We start from the raw sequence: 20,605 nt of genomic DNA, 5'->3' as shown, positions 1-20,605 counted from the left end.
GTACCAACCCCGCCGCCGGAACGTGTCGGACGGCCGGGAATGCCGGTGGCTGCTTGTGGCGAGGATTATGGCAGAGACGGGAAAGCTTGGTACTGAACGCTCGGATAGCCTGCCGACCTCGGTCCGCTGGCGCGCCCAAACCTCCGTATGGGGTGATCGAACCGAAAGGGGAGGCGTGGCGGAAAGGGCGGAAAAGACGTGCTCGGCGCGGGCACCGATCCCGCAGCATGACCGAGCGGCACGCGCCGTCGGCGCGATCTGCCTTGTCCGTCGCCCCGCGCTGGCAGCGGCGTCCTACACCGGCAGGAGCAGCAGGCAGGTCAGGATGATGCAGGCAAGCGCGGACAGTTCGACGAAGCCGTCATGCATCGTTTTGGTCTCCGAACGAAAGTTGCCGCGTGAATGCGCGACCCCCTGGGCCGGTTCCATGACATGCCATCCGAAGACGTGATTTTGCGGCGTTGCGCGCCGGTGACGCGACCCCATGAAAAAGCCGCGGCCGGGATATGCCGGGCGCGGCTCTTGTGACTATTGGCCCTGGGTCTCGGCCTGCGGTCAGTCTGTCAGGCCGTCAGCCCTGGGCGACCGTCTGGCGCTGGATGCCGAGGCCGGCGATGGTGACTTCCATGCGGTCGCCGGCTTTCAGGTAGCGCGGCGGCTTCATGCCCATGCCGACGCCCGGGGGCGTGCCGGTGGTGATGACGTCGCCGGGCTCGAGGATCATGAACTGGGAGATATAGTGGACGAGGAAGGGCACCTTGTAGACCATGGTGGCCGTGGAACCGTTCTGCACCGTCTCGCCGTTGACGCTGAGCTTCATGGACAGATCGGCGGTGTCGACCTCGTCCTTGGTGACGAGCCAGGGGCCGATCGGGCCGAAGGTCGGGCAGCCCTTGCCCTTCATCCACTGGCCGCTGCGCTCGGTCTGGTAGGCGCGCTCGGAGATGTCGTTGCAGATGCAGAAGCCGGCGACGTAGTCCAGTGCCTCGGCCTCCGAGACATAGGAGGCGCGATCGCCGATGACGATCGCGAGCTCGACCTCCCAGTCCGTCTTCTCCGAGCCGCGCGGAATGAGGATCGTGTCATTGGGGCCGACGACGCAGGAGGGCGCCTTGTTGAACAGGACCGGCTCCGGCGGAACCGCCATGCCGCTCTCGGCCGCGTGGTCGGCATAGTTCAGGCCGACGGCGATGAAATTGCCGACGCGTCCGACGCAGGCGCCGAAGCGCTCGCCGGCCGGGGCGAGCGGGAGGCTGGCCGGATCGAGCGCCTGCAGCCGCTTCAGGCTCTCGCGGCCAAGCACCTCGCCGGCAATGTCGGGGACGACGGCGGAAAGATCGCGCACCTTGCCGTCGGCATCGAGAAGACCCGGCTTTTCCGCCCCCGGCTTTCCGTAGCGAACAAGTTTCATGCGATAACCTCCCTTTTGAGATGCGGCGCCGGCGATGAAGGGCGGGCGCTGGACGAATTCTGTTGCGCCCCACCTTCCATAAGTCTTACAAGGAGTCAACGATTTTCGAAAATCCATGCCATTTGGCAAAATTGGGAGATGAACGAGCCATGGCCGTAGACAGGCCGACGGGAAAGACCCTTGCCGGCGACGCCTATGAGCGCATCCGCGGTGCGATCCAGGACGGCCGCCTGCGTCCCGGCGACAGGCTGCGCTTTGCCGATCTGCAGGCGCTTTGCGCCATGAGCGTGACGCCGGTGCGCGAGGCGCTGGCGCGGCTGACGGCGGAGGGGTTCACGGTGCTGGACGATCACCGCGGTTTCAGCGTCGCTTCGCTGTCGCTGTCCGAACTGCGCGACATCACCGCCAACCGCAAGCTCTGCGAAGGCGAGGCGCTGCGGCTTTCGATCGAGAGGGGGGACGGAGACTGGGAGGCGCGCATCGTTGCGACGCACCACCTGCTGGCGCGGGTGCCGCAGGGACGCGACGACATGCCGTCGGTCATCCGTCACGACTGGGACGAGCGGCATGCCGCCTTCCACCAGGCGCTGATATCCGCCTGCGGCTCGCCGATCCTGCTCGATACCTGCCTGCGCCTGTTCGGCCATGCCGGCCGCTATCGCCGCGTGTCGGTCAGCCTGTCGGGCCTGCAGCGCGACGTCGAAGCCGAGCACCGGCAACTGATGGAGCTTGCGCTGGCGCGCGACGGGCAGGGGGCCGTTGCCGCCCTGCATGCCCACTATCAGCGCACGGCCGATGCGCTGGAGGCGTTCTTCGACGGCCGGGTCGCCTGAGCGCCGCCTGCTGGATCCCGTTCACATCCCCTGTCGCCAAAACGATGATGCCCCGGAAACCGCGTGGTTTCCGGGGCATCCGATGAGAGATGTCGGCGCCGTCTACTGCGTGGCGGCGGCGGAGGCGACCTTGCGACCGGGGGCCGGCGTCGGTACGGGCGTCTCGATTGCCGAGCCACCGCCGATCGCGACGTTGAGCGCGACGTAGTCGTTGGCGAGCGAGCGGATGGCGGAAGCCAGCGTCAGGCGGCTGTTTGCGACGTTGCGCTCGGCGTCGAGGACGTCGAGGATCGTGCTGGCGCCGCCGCGATAGCTTTCGCGCGCCAGGGACAGGGCTTCCTCGTTCGAGGCGACGAGCCTGCGCAGGGCGGCGACCTGCTGGTAGTCGCGGATCAGCGCAGTCTGCGCGTTCTCTACTTCCTCCACGCCGTTCAGCACCGTCTGCTTCCAGGCGAGATACTGCTGCTTGGCGACCGAGTCGGCGATGTCGACCTGGGCCTTGAGGGCGCCGCCGTTGAAGATCGGCACGGTCAGCGCCGGGCCGAACGACCAGGAGGTGAGGTTGCCGGTGAGCGCGCTGATCGTGCGCGCGGCGCCGACGGTGCCTTCGAGGGTCAGGCTCGGATAGAGCTGCGATTCGGCGACGCCGATCTGCGCCGTTGCCGCGGCGAGGTTCCGCTCGGCGGCGCGGATGTCCGGCCGGTTGCGGATGAGGTCGGCCGGCACGCCGACGCGCGTCGAGTGCCGCGGGGCCGGCTGCGGGCCGGCCTTGATGAGTTCCGCGGTGAGCGTGGCCGCCGGTACGCCGAGCAGCGTCGCGACGCGGTTGGCCGACTGGTAGAAGCCGGTCTCGAGCGGCGGAATTTCCGCCAGCGTCTGGTTGACGAGACCTTCGGCCTGCACGACGTCCAGGCTGGAGGCGGCGCCGGCGGCGCGGATATCCTGCGTCAGCTTCAGCGTTTCCTGGCGCGACTGCAGGTTCAACCGGTTCAGGGCCAGCGCCTCCTGGAAGAAGCGGGCGCTGATATAGGTGGTCGTCAGCTCGCTGAGATAGGCGAGCCGGGCGACGTTGACGTTGTCGTAGGCCGCATCGAGCGAGGCGTTGGCCGACTCGCGGGCGCGGCGGTATTGCCCGAAGAGGTCCAGCAGCCAGGAGGCGCCGACGCTGCCGGCGAGGTTCTTGGTCTGCGAATGCATCGAGCCGGACTGCTTCTTGAGCAGCGTACCGTCCTCGCCCGATACGGTGGCGTTGCCGCCGCCGTTGATCTGCGGCAGCCCGCCGGCGCCGGCGAGGACCACGTTGGCCTGGGCCTCGGAGATGCGCTCGAGCGATTGCAGGACGTCGAGGTTCTCGTTCATGCCGCGGGCGACCAGATCATTGAGGCGCTTGTCGCGGAAGTTTTCCCACCAGGGATCCAGGGTCGTGTCGCCAGCCGATTTTCCGGCGGCCTCGGAGAACTTGCCGGGCAGGGCGGCATTGGGCGCCTGGTAATCCGGTCCCACAACACATCCGCTCAGCAGCAACATCGTCAGTGGCAGTAGGGATCGTACAATCTTCATGGTCTTCCCCGAGCCACTCAACACCGCGGCTCACAATCTCGAGTCCAATTGGCGATTCGCGCATCATCCACGGATTATGGTTAACGCACTCTCAACGGGGCGGTGCCATGGCTGACCCCACCCAGAATCAACCAGCACAACATAACTACGCAAAAAACCTTGCCAATGGGTTTTCGTCCGTTGTTCATCCGAAAAAGCGAGCAATTCACGCCCTCTGTTGCGTTTTGGTCCCGGTTTCGGTGTCACGGGTACGCCTTAGGTCCGATTTGAAACTGTGGCGAATACGTCTTTTGCGTGAAGTTTGTGCGACATCGCTGTGGTGGTTTCGCCCAAAAAAAGAGCGAATGCTCGAATATTGTGGATTGCAAGCTCATTTCGTTTCCGTGCTGCATGTGCGAACATTTTTCCGTAAATCGATTAGTCATATGATTTGAACGCAAAAATTTCCCAAAAAAATGGGGGCCGAGTTGACAAGGCGCGCCGTTTCACCTATCTCATCGAACATGGCTGAGGGGCCATGTATGAATAGCTGTCAAACCTCTCCCCACCGCTACCATGGCGTGTGGTTCAACCAAGGGAGTGTGAATATGCATCGCAATGCCAACACCGCTTCCGCTGGTGATGTGTTCTCCTGTCGCGGAACGAACTTTGGAACGAAACTTTCGGCCCTTTGCCGAATGTAACGTTCTCTACTTCGGATGATACGCAAGAAAGACATACGCTGTGCTTGCGCATGGCAGGAGTTACTATGGAAAAGCAAGTCATTGAGATCGGCGGAGAAGCCGTCGGGGTCGTCGTTCCGGACCAGGACAGGTTGAAGTTCGTCGCCGTCAAGTATCATGTATGGGACTTGGATTCGAAGCGGTTCAATTCGGCTGACGAAGTGCGTGCCGCGATCCGCAAGCTCATGAGCGACCCGTCCGCTGCAGGGCCGCGCGCCGGCGTCACCGGCCTTACCGCCGCCTGAGGCATGAAAGACCGCCCGCTGGCGTGGACATCGCCAGCGTCGCAACCTACATCCTTCCTATCGGTCGCCGCCCGTCTCGATCAGGCGGCGCTTTCCTTTCAACAGACCCGACCGGACGGACACTGCCATGCCGCATCCCGCCTTTTCGCCATCGAACGTCGCTGTCGTCACCGGTGCCGCATCCGGCATCGGGCTAGAGGCGGCGAAACTGTTTGCCGGGCTCGGCATGCGCGTCGTGCTGGCCGACCTCGGCGGCCCGCGTCTCGATGCGGCGGCCGCCCTTGTCGCCCGGAGTGCCGCGGGCGGCGAAAAGGACGTGCTGGCCGTGGCAACGGACGTTTCCGGTCCCGCCTCGGTCGAGGGGCTGCGGGAGACGGCGCGGGCGCGCTTCGGCCGTGTCCACGTGCTGATGAACAATGCCGGCGTCCAGCCCGGCAGCGGGATCCTGGGGCCGCGCGAGAACTGGGAAAAGGTGCTGGCCGTCAATCTCTGGGGCGTGATCAACGGCTGCCAGGCCTTCGTGCCCGGGATGCTGGAACACGGCGATGCCGCGCTCGTCATCAATACCGGCTCGAAGCAGGGGATCACCACCCCACCCGGCGATCCCGCCTACAACGTCTCCAAGGCGGGCGTGAAGGTCTTCACCGAGGCGCTCCAGCACGATCTGCGCAATCGGGCCGGCGGCAAGGTCAGCGCCCACCTCTTCATCCCCGGCTTCGTTTTCACCGGGTTGACGTCGAACGGCCGGACGGAGAAGCCCGCCGGCGCCTGGACGGCGGAGCAGACGATCGCCTTCATGATGGAAAGCCTCGAACGCGGTGATTTCTACATTCTCTGCCCGGACAACGAGGTGGCCCGGCCGACCGACGAGAAGCGCATTCTCTGGGCGGCCGGCGACATCGTCGAGAACCGGCCGCCGCTGTCGCGCTGGCACCCGGAGTTCGACCAGGCTTTCAAGGCCTATCTGGCAAAGAAATAACGGCGGGTCGATTTCCGTTCTCAAATGGTGAACGGTGCTGTCACCGGCGCCGGGCTATTGCACGGGCGTGAAACCTGTTTGTCTATGGCTGAACGGAGAACGGCCATGACCAGCGGCATACACCACATCACGGCGATCACGCGGAAGATCCAGGCGAATGTCGACTTCTATGTCGGCTTCCTCGGGCTCAGGCTCGTCAAGCGGACGGCCGGATTCGAGGATGCGGATCAGCTGCATCTGCTCTATGGCGGCGCCACCGGGGCGCCGGGGACGCTGCTGACCTTTCTCGCCTGGGAGGACGGCTCGCCGGGCCGCGTCGGCATCGGCCAGACGGCCGAGATCGCGCTCTCGATCCGGCCCGAGGCGATCGGCTTCTGGCTGACGCGGGCCTTGACCTTCAACATCCAGATGAGCGGACCGGCGCAGGAGTTCGGCGAGCCGGTGCTGCGCCTGAAGGATCCCGACGGGATCATCGTCAAGCTCGTCGGCGAGACCGGGGGCGAGCCTTCCGACCCCTGGCCGGCGCCCAGCATCGCGGCGGCGGATTCGATCCTGCGCATCCGCGGCGCCACGATTTTCAGCGAGCAGGCCGAGGCGACTGCCGCCTTCCTCGGCCGTCACTTCGGTTTCCGGCCGGTGGCCGCGGCCAACGGCATCCGCCGGCTTGCGAGCGATGCCGCCGACATCCTCGACATCCGCGACGCCACCGGCTTCTGGACCTCGGCGCCGGGCACGGGCACGATCGACCACGTCGCACTGCGGGCGGCGGACCGGCCCGCCGTCGAACGGGCCGGCGCGACGCTGCAGGCGGAAGGCGCCGGCGACATCAACATGCACGACCGCACCTATTTCTATTCGCTCTATGTCCGCGAACCCGGCGGGGCGTTGATCGAATATGCCTCAGACGGTCCGGGCATGCTCTTCGACGAGCCGCCCGAAACCCTCGGCACCAAGCTGTTCGTCCCGGCGCATCTTCATGCCGATCCGGCCGACGTCCGCGCAAGGCTGCCCCAGTTTTCCCTTCCAGGAGAAGAAAGAATGACCGAACGAGACCTGCCCTTCATCCACCGTGTCCATCGTCCCGAAGATGCGGACGGCAGCACGCTGGTGCTGCTGCATGGCACCGGCGGCAACGAGACGAGCCTGCTCGCCTTCGGCGCCCGCGTCGCCCCGCGTGCGACGCTCGTCAGCCTGCGCGGACGCAGCAACGACGAGGGCTACCCGCGGTTCTTCCGCCGGCTGACCATGACGACGTTCGACCAGGCGGAGATCGTCTCCGAGGCCGAGGCGCTCGCCGCCTTCATCGCCGAGGCGAATGCGGCCTACGGGCTGGATCCGGCCCGGACCGTCTTCCTCGGTTATTCCAACGGCGCCAACATGCTGGGCGCGACGATGCTGCTGCATCCCGGCGTGATCAGGAACGCGGTGCTGCTGCGGGCGATGAACGCGCTGGAAGCCCCGCAGGATGCGGACCTTAAGGGAACGAACGTGCTGATGGTGACGGGGCAGTCCGACCCCTACGGTCCCCATGCCGCCGAGATCGAGAAGCGCCTGTCGCGCGCCGGCGCCAGCGTCGAAAACCGCACGCTGCCGGCCGGTCACGACATCGGCATGCCCGACATCGATCTGGCGCGGGCGTTCATGGAGAAGGTGGCGAACTAAAACCTGCGGCTCCAAATAGGCGCGACAGGCTTTGGCCAAGGGCCCTCATCGGGCAAGCGTATGGCGCCGCCCTCTGCCCGGCCGGGTGGGGCGGCGCTGCCTTGTCGTGCGACCGGCCTGCGCTTCGGGGCTGCGGGGCGCTCGGCGGTTCAGGCCGTCGGCTTGCCGTCCCGCACGAAGGCCGCAAAGCCCTCGACGAAGGTGCGAAGGCGCCTTTCGGTCGCCTCGTCCACGATCTGCCCGTGCTCGTCGAAGACCGAGCCGGCCCTGGACACCATCAGTTTCGTGCCGAACCAGGGGCGGGTTCCGAGCGTGCGCATGATCGGCAGCCAGGCTTCCTGGGACAGAAGTGTGCCGAAATTGCCGGGCGAGGCGCCGGTGATGGCGAAGGGCTTGCCGGCGAAGACGCGGGGAATGTCGGCCGAAGGCCGCGTCATCCAGTCCAGCGCATTCTTGAACACACCCGGGATGGAATTGTTGTACTCCGGCGTGAACAGCATGACCCCGTCCGATTCCGCCACGAGTTCCTTCAGGACGGACGCGGCCGCCGGCACGCCGCCGGCCGCCTCCTCGTCGCCGTCATAGAGCGGGATCCCGCGGATCGTGCCTTCGACGATCGTGACCCCGTCCGGCGCCATTGCGATCGCGGCGCGCATTAGGGCGGTGTTGAACGACGCCTTGCGCAGGCTGCCCGAAATCGCCACGAGCTTGGTCATCTTCACTCTCCTTATAGTATGTCGACTGGCAGCTCCGGCGAGGAGCTCGCGCCTCATTCCCGGTGATCAAACGAAAACCCCGGCAGGAAGGCAATGTTCCTGCCGGGGTTTTCCCGCATCGGCTGGCGGCGATCGCGCTGCGCCAGGGTCAGGCGACGACGAGCGGCTTCAGGCGCGCCTCGATCTGTTCGCGACGCGGCTCGAGGAAGGGCGGCAGCGACAGGCTCTCGCCGAGGGTTTCCAGCGGCTCGTCGACGGCGAAACCGGGGCCGTCGGTTGCGAGCTCGAACAGCACGCCGTTCGGTTCGCGGAAATAGAGCGAGCGGAAGTAGTAGCGCTCGACCTCGCCGCTGGAGGGCACGCGGAAGCCATGCACCCGTTCGGTCCAGGCATGCAGGGCCTCGACGTCGGGGACGCGGAAGGCGACGTGGTGGACGGCGCCCGCGCCCTGGTGCGCCGCCGGCAGGTCGGGCTCGACGGCGACATGCAGTTCGGCCGCCGGTCCGCCTTCGCCCATGGAGAAGACATGGACATCGCCGGTGCCGTCGGGCGAGGCATAGGTCGAGGTCTCCTTCATGTTCATCACCTGCACCAGCATGGTCTCGGTGTTGCGCAGGGACGGCACGCTGATCGTGATCGGGCCGAGGCCCTTGATCTGGTGCTCGGCCGGAACCGGGCTCCTGTCCCAGGGATGGGCAGGGGCGCCGCCATCATCGACGGTGAGGCGGAAGCGCTGGCCTTCCTGGTCCTCGAAGTCGAGCGTCTGGCGGTGCGCGATCTCCCGGATCTCGCCGGCCTTCACCTTCGCCTCGTCGAGGCGCGTCTTCCACCAGCGCAGGCTGTCGGCGCTGGCGACGCGCAGGCCGGTGCGGCTGATGCTGTGGGTGCCGCGACGTTCCCGCCCGACCGGCCAGTCGAAGAAGGTCAGGTCGGTGCCGGGCGAGGCGATCCCGTCGGCATAGAAGAGATGATAGGCGCTGGTATCGTCCTGGTTGACGGTCTTCTTCACCAGCCGCAGGCCGAGTGTCTGCGTGTAGAAGCGCAGGTTCTCGGGCGCGTTCGCGGTGATCGCCGTCAGGTGATGGATGCCGGTCAACTGCATGGTCATGGGGTGCTCCTGCCACAGGGGAGGCTGCTCTTTCCAAGAGCGGCGGTGAGAGCAATATCGCCCCGGCGAGTGTTTACTTGAAGGCGGTATTCGGAGAACGCTCCGTTCATCGTCGGTGAACGGCGCCGGATCTCGGCCTGGCGATGGGGCACGCGGCATTGGTGAACCGATCGTTGCCATGCGCTGTTTTTGTGCATCGCAAAAAGACAGCGTGTGCAGCTGTGCCGTGAAATTAGGCGCGGCGTTCTGCAATCTGGGCGGGCGGGTCTCGTTTGCGTGCCCGGATGCCGCCCGATCGGCTTTGGCACGATTCCTGCTTTCGCTATCCGCAGGTCCAGAGGGGACCGCCGAAGAGAAGCGTCCAAGAAGACTGCTCCGGAAATGCCGTCGCTCAGCGCAGAGAGAGCCAGCAAGGCTCCCGCCCTGACGACGGCATTTCTGTTTCTGCGGTACGCTCACGGGTCGCCGTTGGCCGGCCCGGCGGGGGTCAGTCGTCGCGGCCGCCCGCCAGGACCAACCTGACGTTGTTCTGGTCGAGCATGCGGCGGATGTCGGACGGCGGCTCGGCGTCGGTCACCAGCATGTCGTAGGTGTCGGGCGGGGCGACGGTGATCGGGGCCGAGCGGCCGAACTTCTGCGCATCGGCGACGATGATCCGGTTCTGCGCCTGCCGCGCGGCGATGCGGGAGATGTCCGCCTCCTGCATGTCCTGGAGCATGAAGCCAGACCGGGCATTGATGGCGGTGACCGACAGGATGGCATGCTGCAGGTTGAAGCGCTCGATATAGCTCAGCGCCTCGATCCCGAATGTCCCGGCATCGTGGGCGCGCAGCTCGCCGCCGGCGAAATAGACCCGGTTGTTGTTGCGGGTGGCCAGCGTATGGGCGACCGACAGCGAATTGGTCACGATGAAGAGATCGTGGTGCTTCTGCAGGGCGACGGCGATGAAGGCGGTCGTCGAGCCGATGTCGAGAAACAGGCTGTCGCCGTTCTTGACGATCGTCGCCACCTTCGCCGCGATCAGCCGCTTGGGCTCCGGGTTCACGTTCATGCGGAAGTGCAGCGGCTGCTCGGTGACGCTGTCGGCGATGTGGACGCCGCCGTGCACCTTGGTCACCAGGCCGTTTGCCTCGAGCGTGCGGATGTTCCGGCGGATGGTCTCCTCGGACACGCCGAGGCGGTCGGCCAGGAACTGGATGCGGCTGGAGCCGCCGGCAAGGCGCAATTCGTCGAGGATCTCGCGCTCGCGATGATTGGAAAGGGTCGGAGTCGCGGCCGTCGTGTCCATGCTTTTCCTTGTCCCGGCATCCGCGGAGGACCGTGCCTCCCCGGACCCTGCGCGCCTTCATCGAGAAATTCGCGAGGCCTCGGGCATTCGGTCAGAAAGCCGAAAGAAACCACGCGACATTGGTTATGATGGATCATATTTTGCGACAAAAAGCCATGACGATGTTCGTTTTTGTGGAAATTTCTTGACAGTTTTCCGTGAGTGCGGGAACTTCTGCGGAAAAAACAGGCGTACCGAACGGCCGCCGGGGAACGATGGCAGATGGACCCAGCCGCGCAGGAGACGATCCGGTCGCTGCCTCTCTGGAACGGGCAGCCCGAAATTGCCGTTCTCGAAGGCGGCATCACCAACAGGAACTACAAGGTCGTCGACGGCGGCCGGACCTATGTCGTCCGGCTCGGCGACGACATTCCGGTGCACCAGATCAGCCGGCAGAACGAGGTGTCGGCCAGCCGGGCGGCGCATGCGGCGGGGATTTCTCCCGCGGTCGTCCATCACCAGCCCGGCGTGCTCGTGCTCGACTATATCGCCGGCAGGACGCTCGGCCCGCAGGACATCCGGTCCGGCGCCTATCTCGAGCGGATCGTCCGGCTTGTGAGGCAGAGCCACCGCGAGACCGGGCGGTACTATCGCGGGCCGGCGATGATCTTTTGGGCGTTCCATATCATCGAAGACTATGCCGCCACCCTTGCCGCGGCCGGAAGCCCGCATCGCGCCAGTCTCGAGGAACTGCTGGCCATGTCGCGAGCGCTGGAGGCCAGGGCCGGGCCCTACGACATCGTCTTCGGGCACAACGACCTGCTGGCGGCGAACTTCCTCGATGACGGCGAAAGGCTGTGGCTGATCGACTGGGACTATGCCGGCTACAACACGCCGCTCTTCGATCTCGGCGGCCTCGCCTCCAACAATGAACTGACCGAAGCGCAGGAGAAATGGCTGCTGGAGACCTACTTCGAGCAGCCGCTCGGCGACGATCTCTGGCAGCGCTACCAGGCGATGAAATGCGCATCGCTGCTGCGCGAGACGCTGTGGAGCATGGTGTCCGAACTGCACTCCACCATCGACTTCGACTATGCCGCCTATACGGCGGACAACCTGGCCCGGTTCTTGCGGGCGTACGCGTTTTTCAGGAATGCCGAATGACGGGAGGCAGGAGGCGATGAAGGAACTGCCGAGGAGGGCACGGGCCGTCGTCATTGGCGGCGGTATCGTGGGCTGTTCGACAGCCTATCATCTGGCGAAGCTCGGCTGGACGGATACCGTGCTCCTGGAACGCCACAAGCTGACCTCCGGCACGACCTTCCACGCCGCGGGCCTAGTGGGCCAGCTGCGCACGAGCGCGAACATCACCCAGTTGCTCGGCTATTCCGTCGAACTCTACCGGACGCTCGAGGCCGAGACCGGGCTGGCGACGGGCTGGAAGATGAACGGCGGGCTGCGGCTTGCCTGCAACGAGGAGCGCTGGGCGGAGGTGCGGCGGCAGGCGACGACGGCGCGGTCCTTCGGCCTCGAGATGCAGCTTCTGACGCCGAAGGAGGCGCAGGAGCTCTGGCCGCTGATGACGATCGACGATCTGGTCGGCGCCGCCTTCCTGCCGACGGACGGGCAGGCCAACCCCTCGGATATCACCCAGGCCCTGGCGCGCGGCGCCACCATGGCGGGGGCGTCGATCTTCGAGGACGTGGAGGTCACCGATCTCGACATCGGCGAGGGGCGGATCCGTGCGGTGGTCACCACGCGCGGGCGGATCGAATGCGAGCGGGTCGTCGTCTGCGCGGGGCAATGGACGCGCGCCTTTGCCGCGCGCTTCGGCGTCAACGTGCCGCTGGTGCCGATGGAGCACCAGTATCTCGTCACCGAACCCTTCGGCGTGCCCTCCAACCTTCCGACGCTGCGCGATCCGGACCGGCTGACCTACTACAAGGAGGAGGTCGGCGGGCTGGTGATGGGCGGCTACGAGCCGAACCCCGTTCCCTGGGCCGTCGACGGCATTCCGGAGGGTTTCCATTTCAGCCTGCTCAATCCGGATCTCGATCGGTTCGAACAGATCATGGAACAGGCGCTCGGACGGGTGCCGGCGCTGGAAACGGCCGGGGTGAAGCAGCTGCTGAACGGACCGGAGAGCTTCACGCCCGACGGAAACTTCATTCTCGGCGAGGCGCCCGGCCTGCGCAATTTCTTCGTCGGCGCCGGTTTCAACGCCTTCGGCATCGCATCCGGCGGCGGCGCCGGCATGGCGCTCGCCGAATGGGTGGCGAAGGGCGAGCCGCCCTTCGATCTCTGGCCGGTCGATATCCGCCGTTTCGGGCGGCCGCATTTCGATGCCGACTGGATCCGGCGCCGCACCGTCGAAGCCTACGGCAAGCACTACACCATGGCCTGGCCGTCGGAAGAGCATTCCAGCGCCCGGCCGTTCCGCACCTCGCCGCTCTACGACCGGCTCAAGGCGCAGGGCGCCTGCTTCGGCGAGAAGCTCGGATGGGAGCGGCCGAACTGGTTTGCCGATCTGCAGGCCGGCGAGGCGCCACGCGACGTCTATACCTATGGCAGGCCGAACTGGTTTTCCGCCGTCGCCCGCGAGCATCGCGCCGTGCGCGAGGCCGCCGCCGTCTTCGACCAGACGTCCTTCGCCAAGTATTCGCTGAAGGGAAGGGACGCGGAAAAGGCGCTGTCCTGGATCGCGTCCAACGATGTGGCAGGGGCGCCGGGGTCGGTCGTCTACACCCAGATGCTCAACGATCATGGCGGCATCGAATGCGACCTGACGACAGCCAGGCTCGCCGAGGACGAGTACTACATCGTGACCGGCACGGGTTTTGCCACGCACGATTTCGACTGGATCGCCCGCAATATCCCGGAAGGTCTCGACGCGACGCTGGAGGACGTGACGGAGGGCCACTCGGTGCTGGTGCTGACGGGGCCCGCTTCGCGCGCCGTCCTGCAGAAGGTCTGCGACGACGACCTCTCCAATGCGGCCTTTCCCTATTCCACCGTGCGGACGATCACGGTCGCCGGCCGTGCGGTCCGCGCAATCAGGATCAGCTACAGCGGCGAGCTCGGCTGGGAGCTGCATCTGCCGATGGCGGATGCGCCGGCGGTCTACGACGCGCTGATGGCGGCCGGCCGGACGGACGGGCTCGCAAACGCCGGTTACCGGGCGCTGGAGACGTGCCGGCTGGAAAAGGGGTACCGGTTCTGGGGCATCGACGTCGGGCCCGATCACACGCCGATCGAGGCCGGGCTCGGCTTTGCGGTAAGAAGGGGCGGGGCCGCCGATTTCCGCGGCCGTGCCGCGATCGAGCGGCAGAGACTGGAAGGGGTGAAGAAGATGCTCGTCTGCCTCGTCCCGGAGGATCCGGCCGTCCTGCTGCTCGGCCGCGAGACGATCTACCGCGACGGCAAGAGGGCCGGCTGGCTGACGAGCGGCGGCTTCGGCCATACGATCGGCCGTTCGATCGGCCTCGGTTACGTTCGCAATCCGGACGGCGTCGACAGGGCCCATGTCCTGTCGGGGCGTTACGAACTGGACGTCGGCGGCCAGCGCTTTGCCTGCTGGCCACATCTTGCGCCCCTTCACGACCCGCAGGGCAAGCGGCTGAGAAGCTGAGTCAACTTGTCATTCAGCGCCGGCGATTCCTCGCAGCCGGCGGCAATGCGGCGCTCCCGCGGGGGATCGGCAATCGGTAGAATGTTATCTTTTTGCCTCACTCCTTTGGAAAACCTTCTGGAAAAGCCGTGATTTAGCCGGCTGCCGAGAAATCGACTTTTCTTGGCGTAACGAATGTGCAAGGGATTTGCTCCAAGGTGACGCGGAGGCCCCAAGAACGGTCTCTGGGACAGATCATGGTGGGACGTTGACTATTTCCATCGTTGGATTTGATGAAGCGGACCTCCGTCCGGTTTCTGCGTCGTGCCTCGTCCGGGCGCGGCGGAAGGGAATTGCAGTGTGATGAGCAAGTATGAAGGTATCGGCACCCCGGGGGCTTGGGTTGCTCGGTCTTTTGTGCGCCTTTTGGCAGGCGCGGCGTTGGTGACGCTTTCCGGTTGTATCGTCCCGAGCGACGGACCGCTGACGCGTGAAGTGATCGAATCGGGCGCTGCCGGCGGCAGTTCCTACAAGATCCCGCAGACGAAGATGACCTTCGACGTGGTCGAAATCGACCAGCGCGTCGCCAACAGCGTGACCACGCTCGGCACGCCGAGCCTGGCGCGGACGTTCGGATTCGGCGGCGCCGGCGGCGTGCCGGTGATCGGCGTCGGCGACAAGCTGGACGTGACGATCTTCGAGGCGGGTCCGGACGGCCTGTTCTCCACGACCGAGCGCAAGTCCACCACCATTCCCGTCGTCGTGCAGCCGGACGGCCGCGGCCAGATCCCCTATGTCGGCTCGGTACGCTTTGCCGGGATGACCCTCGACACCGCCCGCACGACGATCGTCGACGCGCTCAAGGCGAAGGCCGTGGAACCGGATGTGCTGGTGTCGATCGCCGGCAACGAATCGCGGGCCGTGTCCGTCCAGGGCGACGTCCATGATGCGGCGATGATTCCGCTCGGCCTCAATGCGGAGCACCTGAGCGAGGTGCTGGCGCGGGCCGGTGGCGCCACCAAGGCGCCCTACGACACCTATGTGACGCTGAAGCGCGGCGGGCGTTCCGGTACCGTGCTGCTGCAGACCATCGTCGACAATCCGAAGGAGGACATCATCGTCCGTCCCGAGGACCGGATCTACGTGACCTATGACCCGCAGACCTTCTCGGCGCTCGGGCAGACGGAGAAGTCCGGCAAGGTGCCGTTCGACGCCAGCAGCCTGAGCCTCATCGAGGCGGCAGCGCTCGCCGGCGGCGGCAACATGACGACGGCCGATCCGAAGGGCTACTTCATCTTCCGCTACGAGAACGAAAGCGTCTATCGCAACGTCGTCGGCGAGGACCGCTTCCGCGATCTCCTGGCAAAGGGCATGACCTCGGACGGGCAGGGTCGCTACCCGATCATCTATCGCCTCGATCTCGGCAAGCCGCAGAGCTATATCGTCGCCCAGTCGTTCCCGGTCCGCAATCGCGACGTGATCTACCTGTCGCGCCATCCGGCCACCGATTTCGCGCGGTTCGTCCAGATGATCACCGGAACGGTCTCGGCGGTGGGCACCACCAACCGGACTTTCTGATCGCGCCCAGGCGGTATAAGTTCACAGTCTGAACGGGGCGTCGGCCTGGCCGGCGCCCTTTGCGGTTTTCAAGGCGGACCAGCAGGATCGAAACATCGTGGCTGACCGAAAGCGCAAGACCTACGCGGTGACGTCCGCCGGCCTCTGGCGGATCCGGGCCGACATCGCCCGCCTGCTCGGCGCGGAGATCGTTTCCTGGCCGCTGGGCCGGGCCGCCGGCGGCATCGACGGCTTCGTCGGCTGGGGCTGGCGTCCGTCCGGGCTGAAGGCCAAGGCCCTGTCCGCCCGCTCCGGAAAGCCCTGCCTCATCCTCGAGGACGGCTTCATCAAGGGCTATGCGCCGGGCGCGGGGGAGCCGGGCCATTCGTTCGTCGTCGATGAGGAGGGCATTTATTTCGACGCGGGCGGGCCGTCGCGGCTGCAGCGACTCCTCGACGAGCCGGCGTCGGACGCAGCAGTGCTCGATCGTGCCCGTGATCTGATCGGATCGATTCGACGGGCGCAGCTGTCCAAGTACAACAACGGCCCGATGATCGGCCTGCGCGAAGCGGGGGTGCCGTCCGGCCGCCCCTATGTGCTGCTGGTCGACCAGGTCGCCGGCGACGCCTCGATTGCCGGAGCGCTCGCGGGGGACGACGCCTTTGCCCGCATGATGGAGCACGCGGTCGCCCATCATCCCGGCAAGGCGATCGTGGTGCGCACGCATCCGGCGGCGGGCGACAGGAGCCTGTTGCGGCAGGCCGCGCAACGCCTCGGGGTCGAGATCGTCGTGCCGGCGCCGATGAATCCGTGGCCGCTGCTGGAAGAGGCCGATGCGGTCTACACCGTCTCCAGCCAGCTTGGCTTCGAGGCGCTGATGGCGGAGAAGCCGGTCCATTGCTTCGGGGTCGCCTTCTTCTCCGGACGCGGCCTGACGCAGGATCATCTGCCCGTCCCGGTGCCGCGCGAGGCGGCATCCGTCGAGCAGGTGTTCGACGCGGCCTACCTCCGCTATTCACGCTACCTCGATCTGCACGACCGGTCCGACTGCGCGATCGAGCGGGCGATCGAGCAGGCCATCGCCGTGCGCGACCAGCGGGCGCGCCTGCCGAAGCGTGTCGTGACGGCCGGAATGTCGCCGTGGAAGCGGCGGGCGCTGGCGCCGTTCCTGAAGGGGCCGGGAGGACCGGTCCTGCACGCCCGCAGCCTCGAAGTCGCCACCCGCCGGGCCCGCGAGGTCGGCGGCAGCGTGGCCGTATGGGGCTCGGACCGGCCGCTGCCGGAGGGTGTCGCGGCCCTCCGGATCGAGGATGGCTTCATCCGCTCCAAGGGGCTCGGCGTCTCGCTGGTGATGCCCTCGTCCATCGCGCTTGACGGCGATACGGTCTACTACGACGCGCGCCGGCCGAGCGGCCTGGAGAGGCTGATCGCGACCGCCGAGTTCACACCGGAACTGCTCGCGCGCGCCCGGGACCTGCGCAGCCTGCTGCTTTCGCGCGGCATCTCGAAGTACAATGTCGGTACGGCCGCCGCCCTGCCTGCGGTCGCGCCGGGGCGCCTGAAGATCCTCGTTCCCGGGCAGGTGGAAAAGGATGCCTCGATCCGGTTCGGCTCGCCGGTGGTCCGGTCGAATGCCGATCTCGTCGCGGCCGTTCGCCGCCTCTACCCCGAAGCCTACATCGCCTACAAGGAGCATCCAGACGTCGTGTCGGGCATGCGCTCCGGCGGGCGCGAGCCGGACGCGGCGGACCGGATCGTCAGGGACGGCGACATCATGCACTGGATCGGCTGGGCCGACCGGATCGAGACGATGACCTCGCTCGCCGGTTTCGAGGCGCTGATCCGCGACAAGCCCGTCGGCGTCCACGGCATGCCGTTCTATGCAGGCTGGGGATTGACGGACGACCGGCATCCGATCGTCCGCCGGACCCGGCGGATCGACCGCGACATGCTGGTGGCGGCGACGCTCCTGCTCTATCCCTTCTATGTCCACCCGCTGAGCGGCATGCCCTGCCGGCCGGAGGACCTGATCCGGGAAATCGCCGACGGCAGGACCGCTACCGCCTCGATCGCCGATCGCGCAATCGCGGGCGTTGCGCGCGCCGCAAACAGGATCGCCGTCCGGTTGCGGGACCGGCGGCTGGGCTGAGGATCGGCCGCTTCGGCGGGCCACTGTTCCAAGCTTGTGACCTGCTGGCGAAAAATGTCAGGGCAGTAAGAATAATTGACCTTGCTTCCGTTGATAAATTTAGCCTTCTATGCAATGACCAAGCAACCATTGCACATATCCTATGCAAAGCCGGAGCGTCATGCCAAGCGAGCACGATTCGAGAGATCGGACGGAGAAGAGCGGCGTGCGCGATCAGGGCCCGGCAGGTCGCGGCTCTTCGCGCCTCGTCTATCTCAATCTGCGTCGCCGTCCCTCGAACCCGTTCCCCTCCAAGAGCGTTCCGCGGGTGCTGCTTCTGCAAGGCCCGGTCGGGCCGTTCTTCCGCAAGGCGCAGACGCTTTTGAACGAGAGCGGTTTCGACGCCTGGCGCGTCTGCTTCAATGTCGGCGACCGGCTGTTTGCCAAGCGCGAGAAGACGCTGAACTTCAACGGCAGCGCGGAGGCCTGGAATCTCTGGCTGTCGGAGATGCTCAGCGCCCACGGCTTCGACTTCGTCGTCCTGTTCGGCTGCGAGCGCGAGATCCACAGGGTGGCGATCGCCTGCTGCGAGAAACTCGGCATTCCGGTGATCTGCCTGGAGGAAGGGTATCTGCGGCCCGGCAACATCACGCTCGAGTTCGGCGGCAACAACTGGCGCTCGCCGATTGCCGGAAAGCTGCCACCCGACGATTACACGGGGCGCTATTCGGACCGGCGCAAGGGCGTTTCCTATGCCTCGTCCTTCGGCGCTATGGCGTCCTATGCGTTCCTCTATTTCTCGCTGCGGAACCTGTTTTCCACCGCCGGCGAACGCAAGCTGTTTCACAAGCAGAAACGCATGCTGGCCTCCGAGGCCTTCTACTGGTTCAAGAACTACTATCGGAAATTCCGCAATCTGAGCGCCAACTACCGGTGTGTGGAGCGGTTGCTGGAGTATTACGATCACAAGTACTACCTGATCCCGCTGCAGGTCCATGACGACAGCCAGCTCGGACGGGCCGCCGGCAGCTGGAACAACCAGAAGCTCATCCTCAAGTCGATCGTTTCGTTCGCGCGCAATGCGCCGGCGAGCCACCAGCTGGTGTTCAAGATCCATCCGATGGAGCGGGGGCACAGCCGTGACCGCCAGTTCATCCGGCAGGTCAGCCAGTTGAACGACGTCGCCGACCGGGTCCACATCATCGACGGCGGCTCGCTCGGACTGCTGACGCGCCATGCGGCCGGGATGATCACGATCAACAGCACGTCGGGCCTGTTTGCGATCCATCACGGCATTCCGCTCGCGGTGATGGGGCAGGCGATCTACCGGCACTCCGACCTTGCCTTCTGCGTGAACAAGGGCATCGATCTCGACGGCTTCTGGACCTGGAACAAGGTCGCGCCCGGCGAGATGCGCACGCGCTACCTTTCGTGGCTGCACGAGCAATGTCTGCAGCCGGGCGACTTCTATGCCTATGAGGGCATCGAGGTGGCGATCCACGCCTTGCGTGACAGGCTGGTGGCGGCGGTCGCTGAGAGGGCGCATACCGCGGGCCAGAGCCGGCAGAGCGAGGTGGTGACCGCGCACTTCGGCGGCAAGCTGCCGGATGCCGCGCAAGGCTGAGGCTTCAGGACCCGCGGTCCCGGCTCTACGCTAGGTCAGCGCGACAATCGAAAGCTCCGTTTTGTCGAAGCCGAATTCCGGGGCGGCAGACCCCAGGTGTTGAAGCGCGACCCATTCGCCCTGAGCCAGCGAGACGATCCCGCATACACAGATCTTGCGTCCGATCGGCGTGCCCGACTGAAGGCCGGTGCCGAGCACGGGCGTGGTACCGTTGAGCATGACCTGGACCTGGAGCGGGCCCGTCGCCGTGGGGACGGCCGAAAGGCATATCAGGTAGAGAGCCGGGACGGGGGCGACGAGACTGTTGCCGACGCCGCCCGGCACGGGTGCCCCGAGCGCGAAGCCGCCGGTTGCAACCGCGGTGTCGGTGAAGCCGATCAGGGTGCCGGGCGAGGGGGCCGTTGAGGGACTGGTCAGCCAGGCGCGCGCTGCCGGCCGGTGGGGCGTTGCCACATGGCCCGAGGGCTCGATGCTGAGCGCCGTCCGCCAGTCGCCCGCACCGTCCGAGACCTTGATGGCGAAGCTGTCGCTGCCCGCAAGGCCCATCTCGGCCAGCCCCGTCCAGCCGCTCTGAAAGATGAGGCTCGCCGTGTCGCCCGGGCCGGCCTTGTTGATCTTCAGCCTGTGATCGCTGCCCTGATGTGAGAAGAGGCTCGCGGCAGCCGACAGCGAAAGCCGGTTCGTCTCGTCGGCTGCAGCATTGATGCCGAGGGTCGGCAGCTCGCCGACGTGGGTGAAAGGTTGCCAGCCGGCGCCGTCGTGCACGTGCAGGCGCTGGTCGAGGATGCACCATGCGAGCCAGCCCGCCTTCGGCTGCAGGAAGTGCCAGCCGCCGTCGCGCCATTGGGCGACCTGGCCGGCCATCCCGGCCCAGGCGCCCGTCGGCGCCGATGCCACGCCATAGCAGGCGCCGTCCGCCGGTGCCGGAGGCGGGGCGTCGGCGATCTCCTGCAGCACCAGCTGGACCATCATGTCCAGCGCGTCCAGCCCTTCGTTGTGGGGCACGTGCTTCTGCGCCTGCGACGGCAAGATGTAGGGAATGCCAAGCCGCGCCGTCTGTTCCTGCATGTCTCTCTCCTGTCTCGCCCTGTGCTATGGCCGGCGGAACGCGGCCGCCTTCGCTCTTGCATGACATCGAGCGTAGCCTGCAGGGGGTAGGCGAGGATGCCGGGCGGGAGAGAGTTTG

The 20,605-nt window shown here is 66.2% G+C and carries 16 protein-coding genes; 9 read left to right on the top strand and 7 right to left on the bottom strand.

Annotated elements, in window-relative coordinates:
• Window positions 1-294 precede the first annotated feature (294 nt).
• Together P0086_RS13915 and P0086_RS13910 are read right to left on the bottom strand one after the other, a co-directional pair.
• The gene (locus tag P0086_RS13915; protein ID WP_275786468.1) at window positions 295-429 is read right to left on the bottom strand and encodes a hypothetical protein; all 135 of its coding nucleotides are present in this window, start codon (window positions 427-429) and stop codon (window positions 295-297) included.
• Between the two features lie 142 nt (window positions 430-571).
• Window positions 572-1,411, bottom strand: coding sequence for a fumarylacetoacetate hydrolase family protein (locus tag P0086_RS13910; RefSeq protein ID WP_275786465.1), 840 nt, complete (start codon window positions 1,409-1,411; stop codon window positions 572-574).
• 149 nt (window positions 1,412-1,560) lie between these two features.
• Between P0086_RS13910 and P0086_RS13905 the strand changes: the two genes are divergently transcribed.
• Window positions 1,561-2,244, top strand: a complete 684-nt coding sequence (locus P0086_RS13905; protein WP_275786462.1) for an FCD domain-containing protein — start codon at window positions 1,561-1,563, stop codon at window positions 2,242-2,244.
• Window positions 2,245-2,346: 102 nt separating this feature from the next.
• On the opposite strand, the gene P0086_RS13900 is transcribed toward P0086_RS13905, so the two are convergent.
• Window positions 2,347-3,804: an efflux transporter outer membrane subunit gene (locus P0086_RS13900; RefSeq protein WP_112593836.1), complete on the bottom strand. Its 1,458-nt coding sequence runs from the start codon at window positions 3,802-3,804 to the stop codon at window positions 2,347-2,349.
• 748 nt (window positions 3,805-4,552) lie between these two features.
• On the opposite strand from P0086_RS13900, the gene P0086_RS13895 reads away from it, so the two are divergent.
• From P0086_RS13895 to P0086_RS13885, 3 genes are all read left to right on the top strand, one after another.
• Window positions 4,553-4,771, top strand: coding sequence for a hypothetical protein (locus tag P0086_RS13895; protein ID WP_112593837.1), 219 nt, complete (start codon window positions 4,553-4,555; stop codon window positions 4,769-4,771).
• Between the two features lie 127 nt (window positions 4,772-4,898).
• Window positions 4,899-5,750: an SDR family NAD(P)-dependent oxidoreductase gene (locus P0086_RS13890; RefSeq protein ID WP_275786456.1), complete on the top strand. Its 852-nt coding sequence runs from the start codon at window positions 4,899-4,901 to the stop codon at window positions 5,748-5,750.
• Window positions 5,751-5,855: 105 nt separating this feature from the next.
• The gene (locus tag P0086_RS13885) at window positions 5,856-7,412 is read left to right on the top strand and encodes a VOC family protein (RefSeq protein WP_275786424.1); all 1,557 of its coding nucleotides are present in this window, start codon (window positions 5,856-5,858) and stop codon (window positions 7,410-7,412) included.
• 149 nt (window positions 7,413-7,561) lie between these two features.
• Here the strand turns inward: P0086_RS13885 and P0086_RS13880 are convergent, their stop codons facing one another.
• The 3 genes from P0086_RS13880 to P0086_RS13870 all read right to left on the bottom strand — a co-directional run bounded on the left by P0086_RS13880 (window position 7,562) and on the right by P0086_RS13870 (window position 10,524).
• On the bottom strand, window positions 7,562-8,128 hold the full coding sequence (locus P0086_RS13880; protein WP_275786422.1) for an NADPH-dependent FMN reductase: 567 nt from the start codon (window positions 8,126-8,128) through the stop codon (window positions 7,562-7,564).
• A 148-nt stretch (window positions 8,129-8,276) separates the two neighbouring features.
• Window positions 8,277-9,236 (bottom strand): ring-cleaving dioxygenase, encoded by a 960-nt coding sequence (locus tag P0086_RS13875; RefSeq protein ID WP_275786419.1) that lies wholly within the window; start codon window positions 9,234-9,236, stop codon window positions 8,277-8,279.
• A 487-nt stretch (window positions 9,237-9,723) separates the two neighbouring features.
• Window positions 9,724-10,524, bottom strand: coding sequence for a DeoR/GlpR family DNA-binding transcription regulator (locus P0086_RS13870; protein WP_275786416.1), 801 nt, complete (start codon window positions 10,522-10,524; stop codon window positions 9,724-9,726).
• Window positions 10,525-10,785: 261 nt separating this feature from the next.
• Here P0086_RS13870 and P0086_RS13865 point away from each other — a divergent pair, with 261 nt between their 5' ends.
• The 5 genes from P0086_RS13865 to P0086_RS13845 all read left to right on the top strand — a co-directional run bounded on the left by P0086_RS13865 (window position 10,786) and on the right by P0086_RS13845 (window position 19,419).
• Window positions 10,786-11,667 (top strand): phosphotransferase, encoded by an 882-nt coding sequence (locus tag P0086_RS13865; protein ID WP_275786413.1) that lies wholly within the window; start codon window positions 10,786-10,788, stop codon window positions 11,665-11,667.
• A 16-nt stretch (window positions 11,668-11,683) separates the two neighbouring features.
• Entirely contained in the window at window positions 11,684-14,131 is a 2,448-nt protein-coding gene (locus tag P0086_RS13860) for an FAD-dependent oxidoreductase (protein ID WP_275786408.1), read from the top strand.
• A gap of 423 nt (window positions 14,132-14,554) precedes the next feature.
• Window positions 14,555-15,688 (top strand): polysaccharide biosynthesis/export family protein, encoded by a 1,134-nt coding sequence (locus tag P0086_RS13855; protein ID WP_275786982.1) that lies wholly within the window; start codon window positions 14,555-14,557, stop codon window positions 15,686-15,688.
• A gap of 97 nt (window positions 15,689-15,785) precedes the next feature.
• Entirely contained in the window at window positions 15,786-17,816 is a 2,031-nt protein-coding gene (locus P0086_RS13850; protein WP_275786405.1) for a capsular polysaccharide biosynthesis protein, read from the top strand.
• Between the two features lie 205 nt (window positions 17,817-18,021).
• Window positions 18,022-19,419 (top strand): hypothetical protein, encoded by a 1,398-nt coding sequence (locus P0086_RS13845; RefSeq protein WP_162702435.1) that lies wholly within the window; start codon window positions 18,022-18,024, stop codon window positions 19,417-19,419.
• Between the two features lie 30 nt (window positions 19,420-19,449).
• On the opposite strand, the gene P0086_RS13840 is transcribed toward P0086_RS13845, so the two are convergent.
• Entirely contained in the window at window positions 19,450-20,487 is a 1,038-nt protein-coding gene (locus tag P0086_RS13840; RefSeq protein WP_275786402.1) for a DUF2793 domain-containing protein, read from the bottom strand.
• Window positions 20,488-20,605 lie beyond the last annotated feature (118 nt).

Source organism: Mycoplana sp. MJR14, from assembly GCF_029210525.1.
In the GTDB taxonomy this organism is placed as follows: domain Bacteria; phylum Pseudomonadota; class Alphaproteobacteria; order Rhizobiales; family Rhizobiaceae; genus Mycoplana.
The sequence above is the reverse complement of the archived record's forward strand: the minus strand, read 5'-3'. Positions and strand labels throughout refer to the sequence as shown.

Coding starts and splice junctions, on each gene's coding strand:
- P0086_RS13890 (WP_275786456.1), top strand. CDS start 4,899: ATGCCGCATCCCGCCTTTTCGCCATCGAACGTCGCTGTCGTCACCGGT.
- P0086_RS13885 (WP_275786424.1), top strand. CDS start 5,856: ATGACCAGCGGCATACACCACATCACGGCGATCACGCGGAAGATCCAG.
- P0086_RS13915 (WP_275786468.1), bottom strand. CDS start 429: ATGGAACCGGCCCAGGGGGTCGCGCATTCACGCGGCAACTTTCGTTCG.
- P0086_RS13895 (WP_112593837.1), top strand. CDS start 4,553: ATGGAAAAGCAAGTCATTGAGATCGGCGGAGAAGCCGTCGGGGTCGTC.
- P0086_RS13840 (WP_275786402.1), bottom strand. CDS start 20,487: ATGCAGGAACAGACGGCGCGGCTTGGCATTCCCTACATCTTGCCGTCG.
- P0086_RS13910 (WP_275786465.1), bottom strand. CDS start 1,411: ATGAAACTTGTTCGCTACGGAAAGCCGGGGGCGGAAAAGCCGGGTCTT.
- P0086_RS13865 (WP_275786413.1), top strand. CDS start 10,786: ATGGACCCAGCCGCGCAGGAGACGATCCGGTCGCTGCCTCTCTGGAAC.
- P0086_RS13905 (WP_275786462.1), top strand. CDS start 1,561: ATGGCCGTAGACAGGCCGACGGGAAAGACCCTTGCCGGCGACGCCTAT.
- P0086_RS13870 (WP_275786416.1), bottom strand. CDS start 10,524: ATGGACACGACGGCCGCGACTCCGACCCTTTCCAATCATCGCGAGCGC.
- P0086_RS13860 (WP_275786408.1), top strand. CDS start 11,684: ATGAAGGAACTGCCGAGGAGGGCACGGGCCGTCGTCATTGGCGGCGGT.
- P0086_RS13880 (WP_275786422.1), bottom strand. CDS start 8,128: ATGACCAAGCTCGTGGCGATTTCGGGCAGCCTGCGCAAGGCGTCGTTC.
- P0086_RS13875 (WP_275786419.1), bottom strand. CDS start 9,236: ATGACCATGCAGTTGACCGGCATCCATCACCTGACGGCGATCACCGCG.
- P0086_RS13900 (WP_112593836.1), bottom strand. CDS start 3,804: ATGAAGATTGTACGATCCCTACTGCCACTGACGATGTTGCTGCTGAGC.